The following is a 16,126-nucleotide window of genomic DNA, read 5'->3' as shown; positions in this document are numbered from 1 at the left end:
ATCACGCAAAGGCCGTACTGCTGTCCGCGGAACGGCGAAACCCGCAACCGGGCACAGCACCAGCCGCGGGTCGAACCTCAAATCACAAGCTTACGGTGGGGCACCGCATCCGCGGACGCCCGGGGCGCACCCGCCCCGCGGCCGAGCTCACCGCGCTCGGTGTGTTCTCCTGCGGCGCCCGGTTTCGTACGCCTCCCCGCGATCATCCGGAAACGCCTGCCGGAGCCGTTCGGAGATCGCGCGCGCGGGCATGGACCCACCAGGAGCGGATCAATGCCGCCGCGGGCCTTCAGGTGCGGCCGTAGCGGATGGTGTGGTCGGCGAACTCCAGGGCCATGTCGGTGGTGACGGTGGGACGGGTGTGTCTGATCGTGTGGAGAAAGTCCTCGGTAGTGGGCTGGGCCCTCTCTCCGGTGTCGAGGGTGCGTTCGAAGACGGACTGGGCGACCGTACGGGCGGCTTGCTTGATGTCGGCGGGGGTGAATCCCTCGCTGGCCTCGGCCAGCGCGGCCGTGTCGGCTTCGGCCCCGGTCTTGGCGATATAGCTGGTCCACAGGGCCTTACGGGCCTCGTGGTCGGGCGGCCCGACGGGCAGGACGTAATCGAATCGGCCATGGCGCAGGAAGGCCGGATCCAGGGCGGCGACCGTATTGGTGGCGCAGATGAGCAGTCTGCCGTCGCGGTCGCGGAACCGCACGATCGATTTGAGGAGCTCATTGACCACGCCGACAGACATGGGGTCGGCGAGGTTGCGGGTGCCGGCGACTTCCTCCACCTCGTCGATGAAGACCAGCGCATGGTCGAGTTGTGCGATCTCCTCGAAGCGGCGGCTGAGTCCGTGCGCGAGCCCGTCCTCCAGCGCGAGCCGGGAGGGGAAGAGCTCGACGAACGGCCAGCCGAGCCGACTGGCCACAGCCTTGGCGAACGTGCTCTTGCCCGTACCCGGAGGACCGAACAGTACGACGGCCTGGGGTGGTTCGACGCCGTGCGCGTCAGCAAGCTCGGGGTTGGCCAGGGGAAGCACCAGTCGACGTTCGACGAGCCGCTTCTCGTCCGCCATACCTGAGAGCTTCTCCCAGAGCCCGGCAGCGGGCACCGTCGCCCCGAGCGAGGACAGGATCGCGGAGTCCTGGGCGGTCACCGACTGCACCTTCTCGAAGTACGTCAGCCCCCGATGCTGTCGGAACCCGGAATGGCCGAGCGCAGCGGCGCCCGTCTCCTCCTCGGGCAGAACCGCGGCGACGATCTTGGCTCCAGCACTCTGCAGGCGACGCTCCAGGGCGGAGAGCAGCGCGGTGCCCAGCCCCAGGTTCCGCCAGGCCGGATGCAGGGCGATACGCAGCACCCAGGCCCGGTCGCCGTCCACCCGCCCCACCGCCGCGCCCACGAGATGCCCGTCGGCCACCGCGACGACACCGGGATTCTGCGCCTGCACCGCGGCGACGACCTCGGACAAGCGGAAAACAGCGGGCTGGTCGGTCGTGGTGCTCTCAGCGTCGAGCCGCACCACCGATTCGAGATCGTCCGGCGTGAAGTCCCGCACATGCCACACAGTCATGGCCCAGCCCTTGGACGTCGCTCCTTGAACTTCCATCATCAGCCAGGTCCGGCACGGTCGCCAATCAACGGCATACGGTCGCACCGGGGCGCCGGGCGAAGGGCCCACCGGTGCGGCTCGCCTCATCGTGACGGGCGAGGTGACTGCTGCTTCAAGCAACGCCCCGCGTACGGGAATTCGCGCCCCGCGCCCGGTGCCGCGCGGCCGGATGCGGAGCGGATCGCTGTCCGGCGCAGCGCGGTGCGGGAGATCCAGCCATCTGCGAGGCGAGCCGATCCGATTCCGCCGCACCCGGAACAACCGCAGCCCGGCAGGAAAACCCTCAGGACGTGGACTGCTCCGGCAGGGCTCCGGGAGGCGTACGGCTCACCGTCCGGCCCAACGCGGCCGCTGCGCGGGCGAATTTCACGGCGTCCACGACGGCCGCACCACCCAGGTCGTTGTTGAAGTACACATACACATCGTCCTCGTCGGGCCAGGCGTCGACGATGCGACGGGCCCAGGACGTCAACGCCTGGCGGCCGTAGCGCGGCGGCGGCTCCGCGATGCCGCCGTGAAACCGTACGTACCCCCATGACGCGGTACGCCACAGCGGCGTCACCGGGCGGGACCCACGATCTGCCCAGCACAGCGCGCTGCCATGCCGTTCCAGCACCGCCCGGAGCTCCCGCTCCGCCTCCCACCACGAGGTGTGCCGGAGTTCGACGGCCACCCGAACCCCGTCGGGAAAGCAGCTCAGGCAGGCGTCCAGAGCCCCGATGTCCTCACGGAAGTTCGAAGGCAGTTGGAGCAGCACGGGTCCCAGGCGGTCGCCGAGACCCTCGGCGTGATCCATCAGCCGGAGCACCGGCTCCTCGGGATCGCGCAGCCGCTTCAGATGGGTCAAGTAGCGGCTGGCCTTGACCGCCATGACGAACCCCTCCGGCGTCCGCTCCCGCCAGGAGGCGAAGATCTCCGCTGTGGGGAGCCGGTAGAAGGCGTTGTTGTTCTCCACGGTGGCGAAGTGCCGGGCGTACTCCTCCAGCCACAGCCGCTGCGGGTGCCCGGGGGGATAGAGAACACCACGCCAGTCCTTGTACTGCCACCCTGAGGTTCCGACGAGCATGGGCATGGTCCGATCCCTGCCCCTGAGGCCGAAGGCCGTAACGCCTCGCCCGGTGAGTGCGCCGTGGTGGAGGCACGGACGGGCAGGGCCGGCGTCAGCGGCGCGGCGTATCCGCCAGCGCGCCTCCGGTTCTGCGGAGCGATCTCGTCGCGCACTGCTCCGGACGGTCCGAGGATGCTCCTGGTGGCAGCTCTGCACCGCCCTGAGTGGCACGCAGGGTCGCAGGCCGTCGCTCATCGGTGCGTGCGCCACGCGGCGAGCAGTTCTTCGGGGCTGCGTCATCCGCGTGCCCACGGCGCCACAATGGAGATGCGGGACGCGCCTGCCGTTGCGGAGAGCGGGGCCCTTCGATGCCGTACATAGCCGTCACTGCATTGAGCCACACCGGGCTCATTCGCGATCACAACGAGGACAGCCTCGTTGTCGGACCGTGGACGCTGTGCGGCACCGTGACCGAGAACCCGCAGACACTGCTGTTCCCTCTCGGCACTCCGCTCGTCGTCGCGGTCGCCGACGGGATCGGCGGGCAGCCCGCCGGCGAAGTGGCCAGTGCACTGGTCGTCCGCCAACTCGCGTCGTTCGGTCCTTCACTGGACAGCGAGGAAGCCGTTCGTGACGCTCTGGGCGTCTGCAATGACGCGGTGTACGCAGCCGCCGACGGCAATCCGGAACTGGTCACCATGGGGACCACGGTCGCGGGCGCCGTCGTGCTGGCGGAGTCGCTGCTTGCCTTCAACGTCGGCGACAGCAGGGTGCTCGACGCGACTGGGGACGGACTCCGCCAGGTGAGCGTGGACGACAGCCCGCCGTTGGCGCCGGGCCGGCGCACCACGTCACTTGTCACACAGGCGCTCGGCGGCGCCCGCCGGTTCAGCGCCATCACGCCCCACGTCACGACGGCGCCGCTGTCCGCAGGTGATCGCTACCTGGTCTGCACCGACGGGCTGACCGACCCGGTGACGGAGGACGAACTCGACAGTCTGCTGCGCGTGCACAACGACGGCAGGGCCGCTTTCGAGCTGTGGAAGGCCGCTATCGAGGCGGGAGGCCCCGACAACATCACGCTCGCGATGGTACGCATCGGCGAGTAGCGGCGAGTGGGCCGTCGCAACAGCCCCGGGCCGTTGGCCCGGGGCCCTTGCGCGGAGCGGGGACGGGAGCCGAACGCGTCACCCGAATTACGGGCGGCGGTTCACCTGGGAACGAAGGCGACCCGGAACATCTTGGGCCACCACTTGCCGGTGAGCAGGAACTGATCGGTTCCGGGAACAGCCGCAATACCGTTCAGGACGTTTGCGTGCCGCCTCTCGGCTGCGCTGAGCAGGGCCGGAACCTGGATGTCCCCAGTCACCCTGCCGGTGGTGGCGTCGATACGCACGATCCGGTCCTCGGGCCAGACGTTGGCGTACACGATGTCGCCGACGCATTCCAGCTCATTCAGCTGCCCCACAGGCCGCGCATCGGCGGTGACGGCAATCTCCCCCGTCTTGCGGAGTGTTTCGGGGTCGCGGAAGGCGAGCCGGGCGGAGCCGTTGCTCGTCACCAGCCGCCCGCGCTGCCGCTGGTAGCAGACCCCCCAGCCTTCGTCCCGGTAGGGGACCCGGCGCAACTCGGCCAGCGTCCTTGCGTCCCGTTCGACCGCGATGCCGTTCTGCCAGGTGAGCTGCAACAGCGTCGGCCCCATGACGGTGATTCCTTCACCGAAGAGCGGCGGGGGCAACGCGGCGCGGGCCACAGGGGACTTGCCTGGCGGCCCCATCCGGGCCGAGGACTGTCCGGTCAGGCCCGTGCTCTCGTAGAGCATGCCGCCGGTCATCTCCAGGCCCTGGGTGAAGGCCTTCGGGTCATGGGGCAGGATCTCGGCGACCTTGACGGTCAATTGTTCGACCCCTGCCGCCGCCCGCCCCCGCATGCCGGGGCGGCCGGGGTCCTCGGCTCCGCTGCCCGTCCCACACGAACGGACGAGCATGACACCGGCCAGGGCCGCGACCGCGAAAGGGGCGGCCAGCGCAAGACGCATGACCTCACACTGGCACAGACACCGACCGGAGCAGCTTTGCCCCGCCCGGCTCGGAGACGTTTGCTCCCAGGGCGTTGCGGGGCCGGCGCCGCCCGGGACCGGACCCGCTGGGGGACGAGGTCGCCGAACGGTGCAGTCCGTCCACGCACACGAGCCGGTGCCACCCGGTTCCACGGTCGTGTCCTGGCCGAGACCGGCTCCCCGTCCCGCACCGCTGCTGTCGGCCGCCTTGGACCGACCTTTGCGACCCTCTCGGCTTCCTGAACGGATGGGAGCCGGCAGCTGCCGGCCCCGGTGGAACCGCGATCCGGGGCGGCCCGTGTGGATGGCTGCCCCTCTACGTGGTCATCGGCTCGGGAGTCTTGCCGGCGCGGTCGGCTGCGGCCTTGGTGAGGACCGCGGAGGTGCCGACAACGGTCCCGGCCGGGCCGGCGTCGCCGGCTTCGGTGAGGACCGTGCGTTCACCGAGGAATGCGTACGTGGTCCGGTCGAAGACCCACTGCGTCTGCTGCCCGTGTGCAGTACGGGCGACGGCAACGCCCTCGCGTCCCGTGGCGTCGGCGGCCGCATGGATCACCGTGACCCCGGGGATCTTTGCGGCGGCCTTGTAGAGCGCGGCGCTGACCTGCGGTGGTGCCCAGGTCTCGGCCAGCAGTTCGCCGATCGCGGTGAATGCTCGCTGGTCCGGGTCCTGGCCCTGTCCGCGGGTCTCGTCCCGGATCAGTTTCAGCAGGGCGTCGGGGTCGGTGGGCAGCGACGCGACGTACTGATGGGTCGGGTTGCCGATCGACGGGCCCCTCTTGTGCGCGGTGCTCGGCCGGGGCGTCGCTCCTGGGCCGTCGAGGGTGTGGACCGGTGTGTCGGTGTCGAGCGGGGTGTCGGGCCCGCCCCCCTCGCGCAGCAGGCCGGGGCGGCTGCCGTCGGCGGACAACCACACCTGCCGCGTGTGCACGGGAGCCATGGTCACCGGGCCTCCTCCGGCGCTCTGCGCGGCGTAGGCGACCTTGCTCTCGATGTACACGAACTGGTCGGCACGGACTGCCGGCTGCTTCCTTCCGGCGGCGGCGAGCGCGATGCGGTCGAGGAGCTGTGTCACTTCGGGTGCGCGGGGGGCGCCGCCACGCGTGACCGCGGTGGTGTCGCGCCCGGGCGGGTCCGCGAGGTTCACGGCCACGACGCCGCAGACCGCCAAGGTGCAGGCGACAGCCGGCGCCAGGACCCGGACCAGGCGCCGGCGCGGGCGCGGGGCCCGGGTGGTGAGGACGCCGGGTGGTGAGGCGGGGGCAGCCTTGCGCAGCAGTGCTTCCTTCAGCAGCAGTTCGCGGTCGGGACCCAGGCCGGGGACCGGTGGCGGGGGCAGCAGGCCGGTGAGGCCGAGGCGTTCGGTCTCCTCGGACCGGTGATGCGTACGGCGCCGCGGGGAGATGTTCATCCGTGGTTCTCCTGGGTCAACGGCCGGGCCACGGGGATGCGGCCCGGTACTGGCTTGTCGGGGCTGGCGGAGCGGTCCCTGCTTTCCGCCGCGGCCGGCTGTTCGGCTCCGGCCCGCGTGGTCCGCGAACGTGCGGCGCGGGCTTCGGCGCCGGCGAGCTCGCGCAGTCGGGTACGGGCGCGGGACAGGCGTGACCGGACGGTGCCGACCGGCACGCCGAGTGCGTCGGCCGCGGCCGCGTAGTCCAGGCCGGCCCACACCACGAGGGTGAAGACCTCCCGGTCGCGCCGCCGCAGGCGGGCGAGTGCGGTGTGCGCGGCGCGCAGTTGCTCGGTATCCGCGAGGTGCGTGACGAGATCGTCGACGAAGTCCGGAATCGAACCGCGTTCCGGGACGCGGGCGAGCGCGATCTCGCGGCGTCGGCGTGCGCGGGCGTTGCGGCGCATGATGTTGGTGGCGATTCCCAGCAGCCACGGGCGCAGACTGTCCCCGTCGGGGCGCAGCTTCTCCCGGCTGCGCCATGCTTCCAGGAAGGTCGCCGAGACGACGTCTTCGGCCTCCGCCCAGTCGCCCGTCACCCGCAGGGCATAGCGGTACAGCACCTGGGCGTGCTCGTCGTACAGCTCTCCCAAGGCGTCGCGGTCTCCGCGGCGGAAGCGATTCCTCATGAGTGATTCCACACTCTGCTCTGCCACGTCCGTTGCGCCGGTTCCAGTGACGTGCGCCACACGTGCCGCTCAGGGGCCGCGCCCTCGCACCCGGCGTGACGCAGCTCACGGGAACGCCGGCGCCCGGAAGCGCAGTGCAGGTCATGAACAGTTCTTCCGTACCCCGCCGGAGTGCCCTCCGTACTCTGGCTCTCGCCGTCGCCCTGGTCGGCAGCGCGACGCCCGCATGGCACACCACCGCCTTCGCCGCGGAGCCGGCGACGTACGCCCTCACGATCACTCACCTCGACCGCACCGGCCACACGACGGGGGGCTACGCCACCAACGTCACCGGAATCTCCGGCCCGGGCGCCGACGAGGCCGTCCATCCGTACGACGCTTCCGGCACGACCACCGTGCGCCTGCCCCGGGGCCGGTATCTCCTGGACAGTTCCCTGACCACAGGTAACGAAGCGGACGGGACGGACTGGATCGTCCAACCGCGCCTCGACCTCGACCGTGACACCACCATCACCGTCGACGCGCGGACCACCGTCCCCGTCGACGTACGGCCGCCCGACCGCTCCGCAGGCTTCCTGCACAGCGCGATGTTCGTCCAGGTCACGCACGACGGCGCCACCCGGGGCGCCAACCTGATCAACTCCACCTCGAACCTGCGCGTCGCGCACCTGGGCCCCGACAGTGAACCCGGATCGGTGAAGCAGTGGTTCGACGCGTACTGGACGACCGAGACCGCCGGCTACGCGCTCGGCTACACCTTCACCGGCCCCCGCGCCCTGACAGGGCTCACCCGGCACCCCTCCCCGACGGACCTGGCCACCGTGCAGATCCGCGGCGCGGCCCGGCCGGGCACCGCAGGGACCGCGTCCGTCGACCTGCAACCGAGTGCCGGACCGACCATCGGCGTCTCCCAGATGCTGGCGACCCCCGGCACCGCCACCTACCTCGTGACACCTGAACGCGGCACCTGGGACATCACCTACTTCGCCCCCGGTACGCCCGGCGCGGCATCGAACCGCTACAGCGCCAATGACGTAGCCGTGCGGGCCGGGGGCACGACCACGCACACCTTCGACAACGCCGTCTTCGGCCCCGACCTCACCGGCCGCCCCGGCGTCGTTCGCGACGGCGACCGCGTCACCGTCGATGTTCCGCTGCTCGCCGACGGAGATGGCCACGTGCCGTCGTCACCGCCGTACAGCACGGCCTCGACCACTCTTCACCGCAACGGCGTGCGCGTCGGGACCAAGGCAGGCGCCCCCGGACGAGCCGAGTTCACCGTGCCACCGGGGCGCGCGGCATACCGGCTCACCAGCACGGTGAATCGCACGGGTGCGCCCGGCACCGCCACGCGTGTGACCGCGTCGTGGACCTTCACTTCGCTCACCACGACCGGCCCGACCCCGGTCCCGGTGAGCGCCGTGCGGTTCTCGCCCGCGCTCAGCCCGACCGGCACCGCGGCGGCGAACGCGGCACTCCGTGTACCCGTCACGGTGCTGGGCGCCGCCGCGGACGGACGTGTGTGCTCGCTGGCAGTCTCGGTATCCGTGGACAACGGCGCCTCGTGGACCCGGGTTCCGGTCGAGAACGGCGCCGTCACGATCCACAACCCGCCCGTGGACACCGGCGTCTCCTTGCGCGCGGAGCTGACCGACACCGGCGGGAACACCCTCACCCAGACCATCATCGACGCCTACCGGACCCGATGACCCCGTAATCCGGAAGAAGGGCAGCCGGGGCGGGCGGCTCGTCTCGTGCGTAGCTGGGCCCTCGCCGCACTGTTGGTGCACAGAGAGGGCACGCCACCCGCGACCGGTCCGAACAACAAGAAGCCTCCGGCCGTTGGCCGGGGGCTTCTTCATGGAGCGGGTGACGAGAATCGAACTCGCGCTCCGAGCCTGGGAATCACTCGGGACTTGGGCCCCGAACGCGGGTCTGACCTGCGGAAACGTGCTTTCAGGTGGGACGTCCGTGGGTTGTGGGAAGCTGCCTGTTGACCGCTGTTCGCTACCCTGACCGGCACGTAGTGGCACGCGCCTCCCTCGGCGACCGAGTCTGTCTCTCTGCCGGTCATCCCGCCCCGACGGGTGCCCGACGAATCAGGGCCGGTCGTGCCAGGCGAATGCCGTGATCCGCCAGCCGTCCGAGGTGCGGACGAACTGGATGGTCTTGGTCCCGACGCCCTCGAACGGCTCACCGTCCAAGACCCCGGACTTGCGGTATTCGCCGAACCGCGACGCGATATCGCCCGCGATCTCGGTCCGCTCGGAGGTCTCCCACTCGGAGAACTCGACCAGTCGACCGTCGGACAGCAGCCGCCGGCGAGGCTCGATGAACTCGTCCACGGTGTAGACCGTGAACTCCGGGGCGGTGGTGACGATCACGCCGCTTGGAAGAACCAGCCGCCGGATCCGGGCCACGTCGGCAGCCTTGCCGCCCCGATTGTCGAAGGCGCCGAAGAACTCGGCGGTCACTGCGTCGATCTCGGTCTTGGACATGGACACGACGCTAACACCGAAGGGGCGAGGGCTCGGTCGCCGAGACCACCCAGCCGACCAGGGGCGTTCACCACCCGGACCGGCACGTACTGGCACACCCCGTTCAGGAGGCTGGGGGTGGTGGCCCGCGGGGGCGCGAGAGGGCGCCCCGCGTCTCAGCGTATGAGTGAGCGGGCTGTGGGTGCCAGCCTCAGGAGTTCGGGGGCTGCGGTCTGCGCCTGCTCGATGTCCGGAAGAAGCTCCTCCCGTACGAGGGGATGAGCCATGGCGCGGGCGAGGTGGCGGCGGTGCGCGCTCTCGTCCGGGTACGAGGTGAAGACTGCGACGATGTTCTCCCCGGTGCGGACCGGGAGCCTGGGGAATGTGTTGGCCGCCGGCTCCGTGGTGAGTACGGCGAGTGGTGCGGGCCCTGTTTCTCGCAGGACAGGGACGAGACCGTCCCGGATCAGTTCGGCGCCGTGGTGGCAGCCCGGAGGGAAGTGCCACAGTGCGGAGGCCACGAACCGATCCGGTGCCGCGGCAGCTTCCTGCGGCCGGTCGGACGGGGTCATCGCGAAGCCGCTCCCGGCCGGCAGGGGCCGCAGGAGCAGGACATTGCCGGAATCGACCATGGTGGCGTTGGCCTGGGGGCCGTGCGCGGCCCAGACCGGCCCGCCGTAGAAGGCGGACAGGGCCTCCCGCCGGACCTCCATGTCCGTGAAGCCGCGCAGCCAGACGAAACGGTCCGGATCGTCGAGGTCCCGGAACTGGCCGAGGACGATCATCCCGGTCTCCTCCTGGGTTTCGACGAACTCCCGGTCGAACAGATCGATGAGCTCGTCCCGGCAGCCCGGGCGCAGGGTGTACTGACGAAGCTCGATCACAGCAGGGCGGCCGGCAGGGTCGGTTCTGGGCACAGTGGATTCCTCTTTCGCGTTCTTCGAGCCGGGTGGATCGACCTGGGCCGACGGTAGGGCCCGTGTGTGCCAGAAGCTGTCAGTGTTTCGGAGCAGAATCCTCCTATGTCTGCCGACCGGTTGCTTTCGATGCTGCTGTTGCTCCAGACCCGTGGCCGTATGTCGGCGCGACGGCTGGCCGACGAACTGCGGGTCTCCGTACGTACCGCCTACCGTGACCTTGATCGCCTGCAGGCCGCCGGGATCCCGGTCCGCGCCGAGCAGGGCCGCGCCGGCGGCTATCAGCTGCTCGACGGCTACCGCACCCGCCTCACCGGGTTGAGCGAGCGCGAGGCCAGAGCGTTGTTCCTCGCCGGACTGCCCACGCCCGCTGCCGACCTGGGGTTCGCGGCGGAAGTAGCGGCAGCACGGCTGAAGTTGCTGGCCGCGCTGCCGGCGGGGCTGCGCGAAGAGGCGACGCGGGCCGACGCGATGTTCCACTTGGATGCTCCGGGCTGGTACCGGGAAGCCGAGGCGACTCCGTATCTGCCCCTGCTCGTCGAGGCGGTGTTCAGCCGGCACGCGGTGGATGTGCGTTACCGCCGCTGGCGCGAGCCGCAGGAGGTGAACCGTCGGCTGCACCCCTACGGCCTGGTGCTCAAGTCCGGCACCTGGTACCTCGTGGCCGCAGCCAAGGGCCGGATCGCCACCTACCGGATCACCCAGGTCCTCGACGCGGTGTTGAGTGACGAGCGTTTCGAACGGCCGGAGGACTTCGTCCTGGGTGAGTACTGGTCGTCCTACCTGGACGACTTCCAGGCGCGCCGCTATACGGGCACTGCCACCATCCGCTTGTCCCCGAACGGGCGCGAGCGGCTGCCGGCCAACGTTCCCCCCGAGGTGGTCCGGGCATTCGACGCCACGGCAAAGGCGGTTGGTGACGACGGCTGGACCGAGGCGGTCATCCCGACCGAGAGCACCGAGCATGCCTGTGGTGAGCTGCTGCGGCTCGGCATCGATGTGGAGGTCGTCGCGCCGGAGGAACTGCGCCAGGTCATGGCAGACGCCGTGGGCGTACTCGCCCGGACCTATGGACGCGGGTGAGCCGACGCGACAGGACATTCCGCACCGTGGTGCGGGCCTGGTGCGCGACGCCCAGGGGCGCTGTGCGCAGGACCGGGGTGAGAGTGGAGCCGAGTACCCCCGCAGGCGGTGATGTCGCCGTGATCACCTGCCCCGGCGTCACTGATCTGCCGCTGCTGACTCCCGGCGCCGCGCTGAATCACCTTCAGGTCGTCAGTGGGCGAGCGGCACCACGGGACGCATTCGCGAGGTGAGGTCGGCCAGCAGACGGTCGGCCTGCGGCAGTACGCGGGGTCCGAGGGCGGCGGCGCCGATGGCTACGGCCACGCCGGCCCACGCCAGTGGGCCCAGTGGCGTGCACCCGAAGAAGTGGCTGACGACGGGCGTCTGGACGAGGGCGATGAGCACGGCAGCGGTGCCGAGGACGGTGGCCAGGACCAGTGGGCTGTGGCGGCGTCCGACGACGGTCTGGGTGAGCTGGGCGCCGACCACACCGCACAGGGCCATCGTGCTGGTGCGCCGCGCCGAGCCCGGAGTGAGGCTGCCGATCAGCCATGCGATGGCCGCGCCGATTCCGGTGATCAGGCCACGATCGCGGATCTGGCGGGTCAGTGGCCGGCCGAGGACGGCGAGGCCTACGGGTGCGTCGTCGGCTGCGGTGGGCTCACCGACGGGTTCCGGATCGTGGGGGGTGACCGCGACCGCCATCGCCGGGAACATGTCGGTGAGCAGGTTGACCAGCAGAAGCTGACGCGTCGTCAGTGGCGACGTACCGGACAGCAAGGTGCCCAGTACGGAGAAGCCGACCTCGCCGGCGTTCCCTCCGAGCAGAATGCTGATCGCGTCGGCCACGCTTCGCCACAGGGCACGGCCCTCGCCGATGGCGTCGATAAGAACCGACAGTTCGTCGTTGGTGATCACGAGGTCCGCGGCGTTGCGCGCGGCGGCCGATCCACGCGCCGCGATGCCGATCCCGACATCGGCGGCGCGGATGGCGGCGGCGTCGTTGGCGCCGTCCCCGACCATGCCCACGACGCGTCCCGCCTCCCGGAGCGCCTCGACGACCTGCAGTTTCTGCTCGGGTGCGACGCGAGCCACGACGCCGCAGTCCCGGAGCAGGCGCGCCCGCCCCGCCCGGTCGAGTGCGGCCAGCTCGTCACCGGTGACGACCGTGACATCCGATGGCCAGCCCAGAGCGACCGCCACGGAACGGGCGGTCTGAGGGTGGTCGCCGGTGAGCATGACGGGTCGTACGCCGACCTCGCCGAGACCGGCCACGAGCGGAGCCGAGCTGGCGCGAGGGGTGTCGGCCAGTGCCACGAACCCGATGAGTTCCAGCAGTTCAAGGGGCTTGTCCAGGGCCTCCGCCGCCTCTTCCGCCGACAGGCGGCGCTGGGCGACGGCCAGCAGCCGCAGGCCCTGGGCGGCAAGGGCAAGTGCCGTGTCGACGGCTGTCGGATCCGCATCGGGGCAGCAGGGCAGCATGACTTCGGGCGCCCCCTTGACGACCAGCATGCCCTCGCCGTCGTCGTCCCTTCCGACGGCGGCCGCGTAGCCCCGGCTCGCCTCGAAGGGCTGGGCCTGCACGGTGGTCCACCCGGTCTCGCGCGGGGCGGCTGCCAGGACGGCCTCGTCGGTGGCGTGGGCGTGGACACCCGGCTGCTCGGCGACGCGCGGGCAGGCCCGGGCGGCGATGCGAAGGATCGGTTCCGCTTCGGGGCCGGACGCCGGGTGCTCGGTGCCGGCGGCAGTGACCAGACGGACGACCCGCAACCGGTTCTCGGTGAGAGTCCCGGTCTTGTCGAAGCACATGGTGTCCACGCGTCCCAGGGCCTCCAGACTGCGCGGCGTGCGGACCAGGACACCCAGCCTGCTGAGCCGCCGCGCCGCGGCCATCTGCGCCACCGTCGCCACCAAGGGCATGCCTTCGGGGACGGCGGCCACCGCGACTGCCAGCCCGCCCTGGAGCGCGGTGCGCACCGGGCGGCCGCGCAGCAGGGACAGACCGGCCACCGCGGCGCCGCCGGCGAGGGTGAGGGGCAGGACCCGGCGGGTCAGCCGGTGCAGTCGTGCCTGGACCCCTGCCGAGGTGGGGACCCGGGCGGCGAGGGACGCCGCGCGGCCGGCTTCGGTCTGGTCGCCGGTGCCCACCACCACGGCGCGGGCGTGGCCGGCCACCACCGTGGTGCCCTCGAACACCATGCAACTGCGGTCGGCGACGGGCGCCTGTGGTACGGCGGCCACCTGTTTGCGGGTGGGCAGTGACTCGCCGGTCAACGAGGACTCGTCGACCTCGAAGCCGCTGACCTCCAGCAGGCGCGCGTCGGCCGGCACGACGTCGTTGGTGCGCAGCTCGATCACCTCGCCGGGCGCCAGTCGTTCGGCCTCGACGAGGGACGCCTCATCTGCTGACACGTCGGGGAGGCGCCGGGCTGTTCGCCGTTGCCCGGTGACGAGCTCGGACAGTGCCTGCTCCGCGCGCAGCCGCTGTACTCCGCCGACCAATGCGTTCCCCGCGACGGCGCCGATGACGAGGAATGCGTCCACTGCGGATCCCAGCAGTGCCGACGCGGCGGCACCGACCAGCAGGATGGGGGTGAACGGGTCGTCGAGTTCGGCCCACACGGCGCCTGCCAGACGTGCGCCGACCCGCGCCGGCGCGAAGGCCGGGTGAGTGGCTGCGGCGCCCACGACGTGGCCGGCCCGGGTCCGCACCACCGCCCATGCGGTGGGCGCGGCCCGCGGCGCCCTCGCCAGCCGGGCCATGACCTCCTCCGGATGCAGAGCGTGCCAAGGCACCCGCGGCCTGGGGTGCGGGGTCGTACGGGCGGCGACACCCAGCGCGGTGAACCAGCCCGACACCAGAGCCGCGGCGGTGGCGATGTTGACAGGGCTGATCCGCAGTTCGAGGGGGAAGGGGACCCGTTGCGTCCGGGCCCCGCGGGTGAGTACCAGGAGCTCGGAGAGCGTGGCGCCCGCCTCGGCGAGGAACTTGGACCGTCGGGCGGCCGCCCGTGCAGCGGGCACGGCGGACAGCAACCGCCACGTGCCCTCCAGCCCGCGCAACGGCAGAATGTCCGCGCCCCAGACGACAGCGCTGCGCTCGTCGGCGACGGCGACGGCGATGTCACTGCGGAGCAGCCCGTTGAGTACGTCGCGGGCGGCCGCGGTCAACGCCCGTTCCGCTGCAGCCCGGTCGTCCGGCACGCGCGCCACCGTGAGGACCGTCCGCCCGCCGCTCTGCAGGCCGGCCACCACCTCGGCCAAGGGGATCTCGGCAGGGGCGAGTTGGTCGGCCAGCGTCCCGAACTCGCCGAGCGAGTGGTCGTCCAGCACAACAACGTGCAGGCCGGCCCGGCGCGCCGCGTTCAACGCGGCCTCGGCCATCGGGTCGACCTCCCAGCCGACCAGGACGGTACCGACATCTTCGCCGCGCACCGACGCGATCATCAGTCCCGTGTCCGACCGCCCTGTGTTCGACGCCAACTCGTCGGGCACCGGTCGCAGGCCGAGTCCCGGCTCCCCGGACGGCACTGCCCTGTCCCCGGGCGCACTCAGGGCTGCGGTGGACTCCTGCCACAGCCGACGGTGATCCCAGCCGGCCATGCTGGGATGGACCTCGAGCACGGTGCGCCGAGTGCCGCGCAGCGCTTCAGGATGCAGGACCACGGTGTCCACAAGCTCCAGTCGGCGCAGCCGCTCCGGGCTGCGGACAAGCACGTCCTCGCGCGCCAGGGCGCTGCCGAGCGCCGCGGTGAAGGCCGCCGGGCCGTAGCGCGCAGCCTTGGGCGAACCGGCCAGTACGGTCTCGGCCGCCCCATCGAGGTTGCGGGTGAACAGGAGCGTGGTGAGGGCGCCGCCCAGCATCCCGTTGATCGCGGCGTCGGCATACTCCTCGCCAGGGCACGAACGCAGCGGCGGACGTACGACGTCGTCTCCGGCCACGGTCAGCCTGTCCGGAGCGCACAGCGTGTCGTGCAGGGCGTCGAATGCCGCGAGCTGGGCAACGGACTCCACCAACTGGGCTGTCCGCAATGCCGCGTCGAGCAGCAGCGGACTCGGCGACTGCCCGATCCCACAGACAGCCGCATGGGCCGCGGCGAGCACCAGATCGGCCACGTCCGGGCCCAGCGCGCGGCTCAGCACCGTCCGTACCCGGGAGTCCTCACGCATCACGACGACCGCGGCCACGAAGACCTCCGGCACGGGCTTCAGAAAGAGTGTCCGTGCCGCGAGGGAGGTGGCGATGCCCGCCGCGTCGCACGCCACGGCGACAGTATTGGCGCGCACGCCCCCGGCTGCACCCGGGTGCGCGTGCTCCAGCGTCTGGTCACCGACGTGCACCAGCCCGTGTTCGGCGGCAAGTTCGGACGCCCAGTCCACCAGTTGCTCGCTGATCGCATCCTCGGTGGTCTCCATGACCAGCCGCCCCAGGCCGCCGTCCCAGTAGGCGATCAGCACGTCAGGGTGCTCGGCCAGCTCGACGGCCACTTTCTCGGCGGCGGCCTCGAGTCGCTCCACGCTGGGTTCCTGCGAGTCCGGATGGTGCCGCAGTGCGAGGTGCATCCGGGAGCCGGCGTGCCAGTAACCGACGTGAGGGGTCACGGCGTTGCGAGCGACCCTGCCGACCCGCAGTGCGGTCGCCGCCACCGCCGCCGCGCCGCTCACAGCGCCACGCGCACCGGTGCTCACCAGCTCAGCGATCGTCCGCGCCGTGTCGGTGGCCGGCGGGGCGAGCCGGCGCGTGGCCTCGACGGGGGCGGCCAAGGCGTTCTGAAGGACCACGGCGGGCAGCCCGGTCAGCAAGCGGAGCAACATGTCTCACCTTCGCGGGCTTGCCGCACGGGCCGGCGGCGGAACGGTCGTCGGAGCGGGTGGAAGGCCGGC

The 16,126-nt window shown here is 71.3% G+C and carries 11 protein-coding genes; 3 read left to right on the top strand and 8 right to left on the bottom strand.

The window, feature by feature from the left end; translation table 11 throughout:
- Window positions 1–289: 289 nt before the first annotated feature.
- A complete protein-coding gene (locus ACWD6R_RS11785) occupies window positions 290–1,558 on the bottom strand; it encodes an ATP-binding protein (protein WP_451818543.1) in 1,269 nt (422 codons plus the stop codon).
- A gap of 322 nt (window positions 1,559–1,880) precedes the next feature.
- Complete coding sequence (locus ACWD6R_RS11780) at window positions 1,881–2,669, bottom strand: DUF72 domain-containing protein (protein WP_451818542.1); 789 nt, start codon at window positions 2,667–2,669, stop codon at window positions 1,881–1,883.
- A 344-nt stretch (window positions 2,670–3,013) separates the two neighbouring features.
- Here ACWD6R_RS11780 and ACWD6R_RS11775 point away from each other — a divergent pair, with 344 nt between their 5' ends.
- Entirely contained in the window at window positions 3,014–3,754 is a 741-nt protein-coding gene (locus ACWD6R_RS11775) for a PP2C family protein-serine/threonine phosphatase (protein WP_451818541.1), read from the top strand.
- A 101-nt stretch (window positions 3,755–3,855) separates the two neighbouring features.
- Here the strand turns inward: ACWD6R_RS11775 and ACWD6R_RS11770 are convergent, their stop codons facing one another.
- From ACWD6R_RS11770 to ACWD6R_RS11760, 3 genes are all read right to left on the bottom strand, one after another.
- Window positions 3,856–4,683, bottom strand: a complete 828-nt coding sequence (locus tag ACWD6R_RS11770) for a glutaminyl-peptide cyclotransferase (RefSeq protein ID WP_451818540.1) — start codon at window positions 4,681–4,683, stop codon at window positions 3,856–3,858.
- Window positions 4,684–5,020: 337 nt separating this feature from the next.
- Window positions 5,021–6,115, bottom strand: a complete 1,095-nt coding sequence (locus ACWD6R_RS11765; RefSeq protein WP_451818539.1) for a CU044_5270 family protein — start codon at window positions 6,113–6,115, stop codon at window positions 5,021–5,023.
- Window positions 6,112–6,783 carry an RNA polymerase sigma factor gene (locus ACWD6R_RS11760; protein ID WP_451818538.1) on the bottom strand — a complete coding sequence of 224 codons (672 nt, stop codon included), beginning with the start codon at window positions 6,781–6,783 and terminating at the stop codon, window positions 6,112–6,114. The genes ACWD6R_RS11765 and ACWD6R_RS11760 overlap by 4 nt, the downstream gene beginning before the upstream one ends.
- Window positions 6,784–6,926: 143 nt before the next feature.
- On the opposite strand from ACWD6R_RS11760, the gene ACWD6R_RS11755 reads away from it, so the two are divergent.
- Window positions 6,927–8,492, top strand: coding sequence for a serine protease (locus ACWD6R_RS11755; protein ID WP_451818537.1), 1,566 nt, complete (start codon window positions 6,927–6,929; stop codon window positions 8,490–8,492).
- A 390-nt stretch (window positions 8,493–8,882) separates the two neighbouring features.
- Here the strand turns inward: ACWD6R_RS11755 and ACWD6R_RS11750 are convergent, their stop codons facing one another.
- Together ACWD6R_RS11750 and ACWD6R_RS11745 are read right to left on the bottom strand one after the other, a co-directional pair.
- On the bottom strand, window positions 8,883–9,281 hold the full coding sequence (locus ACWD6R_RS11750) for a DUF4440 domain-containing protein (RefSeq protein ID WP_451818536.1): 399 nt from the start codon (window positions 9,279–9,281) through the stop codon (window positions 8,883–8,885).
- Between the two features lie 155 nt (window positions 9,282–9,436).
- Window positions 9,437–10,177, bottom strand: a complete 741-nt coding sequence (locus ACWD6R_RS11745; RefSeq protein WP_451818535.1) for a putative quinol monooxygenase — start codon at window positions 10,175–10,177, stop codon at window positions 9,437–9,439.
- Window positions 10,178–10,282: 105 nt separating this feature from the next.
- On the opposite strand from ACWD6R_RS11745, the gene ACWD6R_RS11740 reads away from it, so the two are divergent.
- Window positions 10,283–11,260 carry a helix-turn-helix transcriptional regulator gene (locus ACWD6R_RS11740; protein ID WP_451818534.1) on the top strand — a complete coding sequence of 326 codons (978 nt, stop codon included), beginning with the start codon at window positions 10,283–10,285 and terminating at the stop codon, window positions 11,258–11,260.
- Between the two features lie 192 nt (window positions 11,261–11,452).
- Here ACWD6R_RS11740 and ACWD6R_RS11735 read toward each other — a convergent pair whose 3' ends face one another.
- Window positions 11,453–16,057, bottom strand: coding sequence for a cation-translocating P-type ATPase (locus ACWD6R_RS11735; RefSeq protein WP_451818533.1), 4,605 nt, complete (start codon window positions 16,055–16,057; stop codon window positions 11,453–11,455).
- Window positions 16,058–16,126 lie beyond the last annotated feature (69 nt).

It is taken from the genome of Streptomyces sp. NPDC005151 (genome assembly GCF_053599875.1).
This window is presented reverse-complemented; position numbering and strand designations above follow the sequence as displayed.

Bases quoted from the DNA above. Each gene is read 5' to 3' on its own strand.
- ACWD6R_RS11740 (WP_451818534.1), top strand. From the start codon at position 10,283: ATGTCTGCCGACCGGTTGCTTTCGATGCTGCTGTTGCTCCAGACCCGT.
- ACWD6R_RS11765 (WP_451818539.1), bottom strand. From the start codon at position 6,115: ATGAACATCTCCCCGCGGCGCCGTACGCATCACCGGTCCGAGGAGACC.
- ACWD6R_RS11775 (WP_451818541.1), top strand. From the start codon at position 3,014: ATGCCGTACATAGCCGTCACTGCATTGAGCCACACCGGGCTCATTCGC.
- ACWD6R_RS11760 (WP_451818538.1), bottom strand. From the start codon at position 6,783: ATGAGGAATCGCTTCCGCCGCGGAGACCGCGACGCCTTGGGAGAGCTG.
- ACWD6R_RS11755 (WP_451818537.1), top strand. From the start codon at position 6,927: ATGAACAGTTCTTCCGTACCCCGCCGGAGTGCCCTCCGTACTCTGGCT.
- ACWD6R_RS11785 (WP_451818543.1), bottom strand. From the start codon at position 1,558: ATGACTGTGTGGCATGTGCGGGACTTCACGCCGGACGATCTCGAATCG.
- ACWD6R_RS11735 (WP_451818533.1), bottom strand. From the start codon at position 16,057: ATGTTGCTCCGCTTGCTGACCGGGCTGCCCGCCGTGGTCCTTCAGAAC.
- ACWD6R_RS11770 (WP_451818540.1), bottom strand. From the start codon at position 4,683: ATGCGTCTTGCGCTGGCCGCCCCTTTCGCGGTCGCGGCCCTGGCCGGT.
- ACWD6R_RS11780 (WP_451818542.1), bottom strand. From the start codon at position 2,669: ATGCCCATGCTCGTCGGAACCTCAGGGTGGCAGTACAAGGACTGGCGT.
- ACWD6R_RS11750 (WP_451818536.1), bottom strand. From the start codon at position 9,281: ATGTCCAAGACCGAGATCGACGCAGTGACCGCCGAGTTCTTCGGCGCC.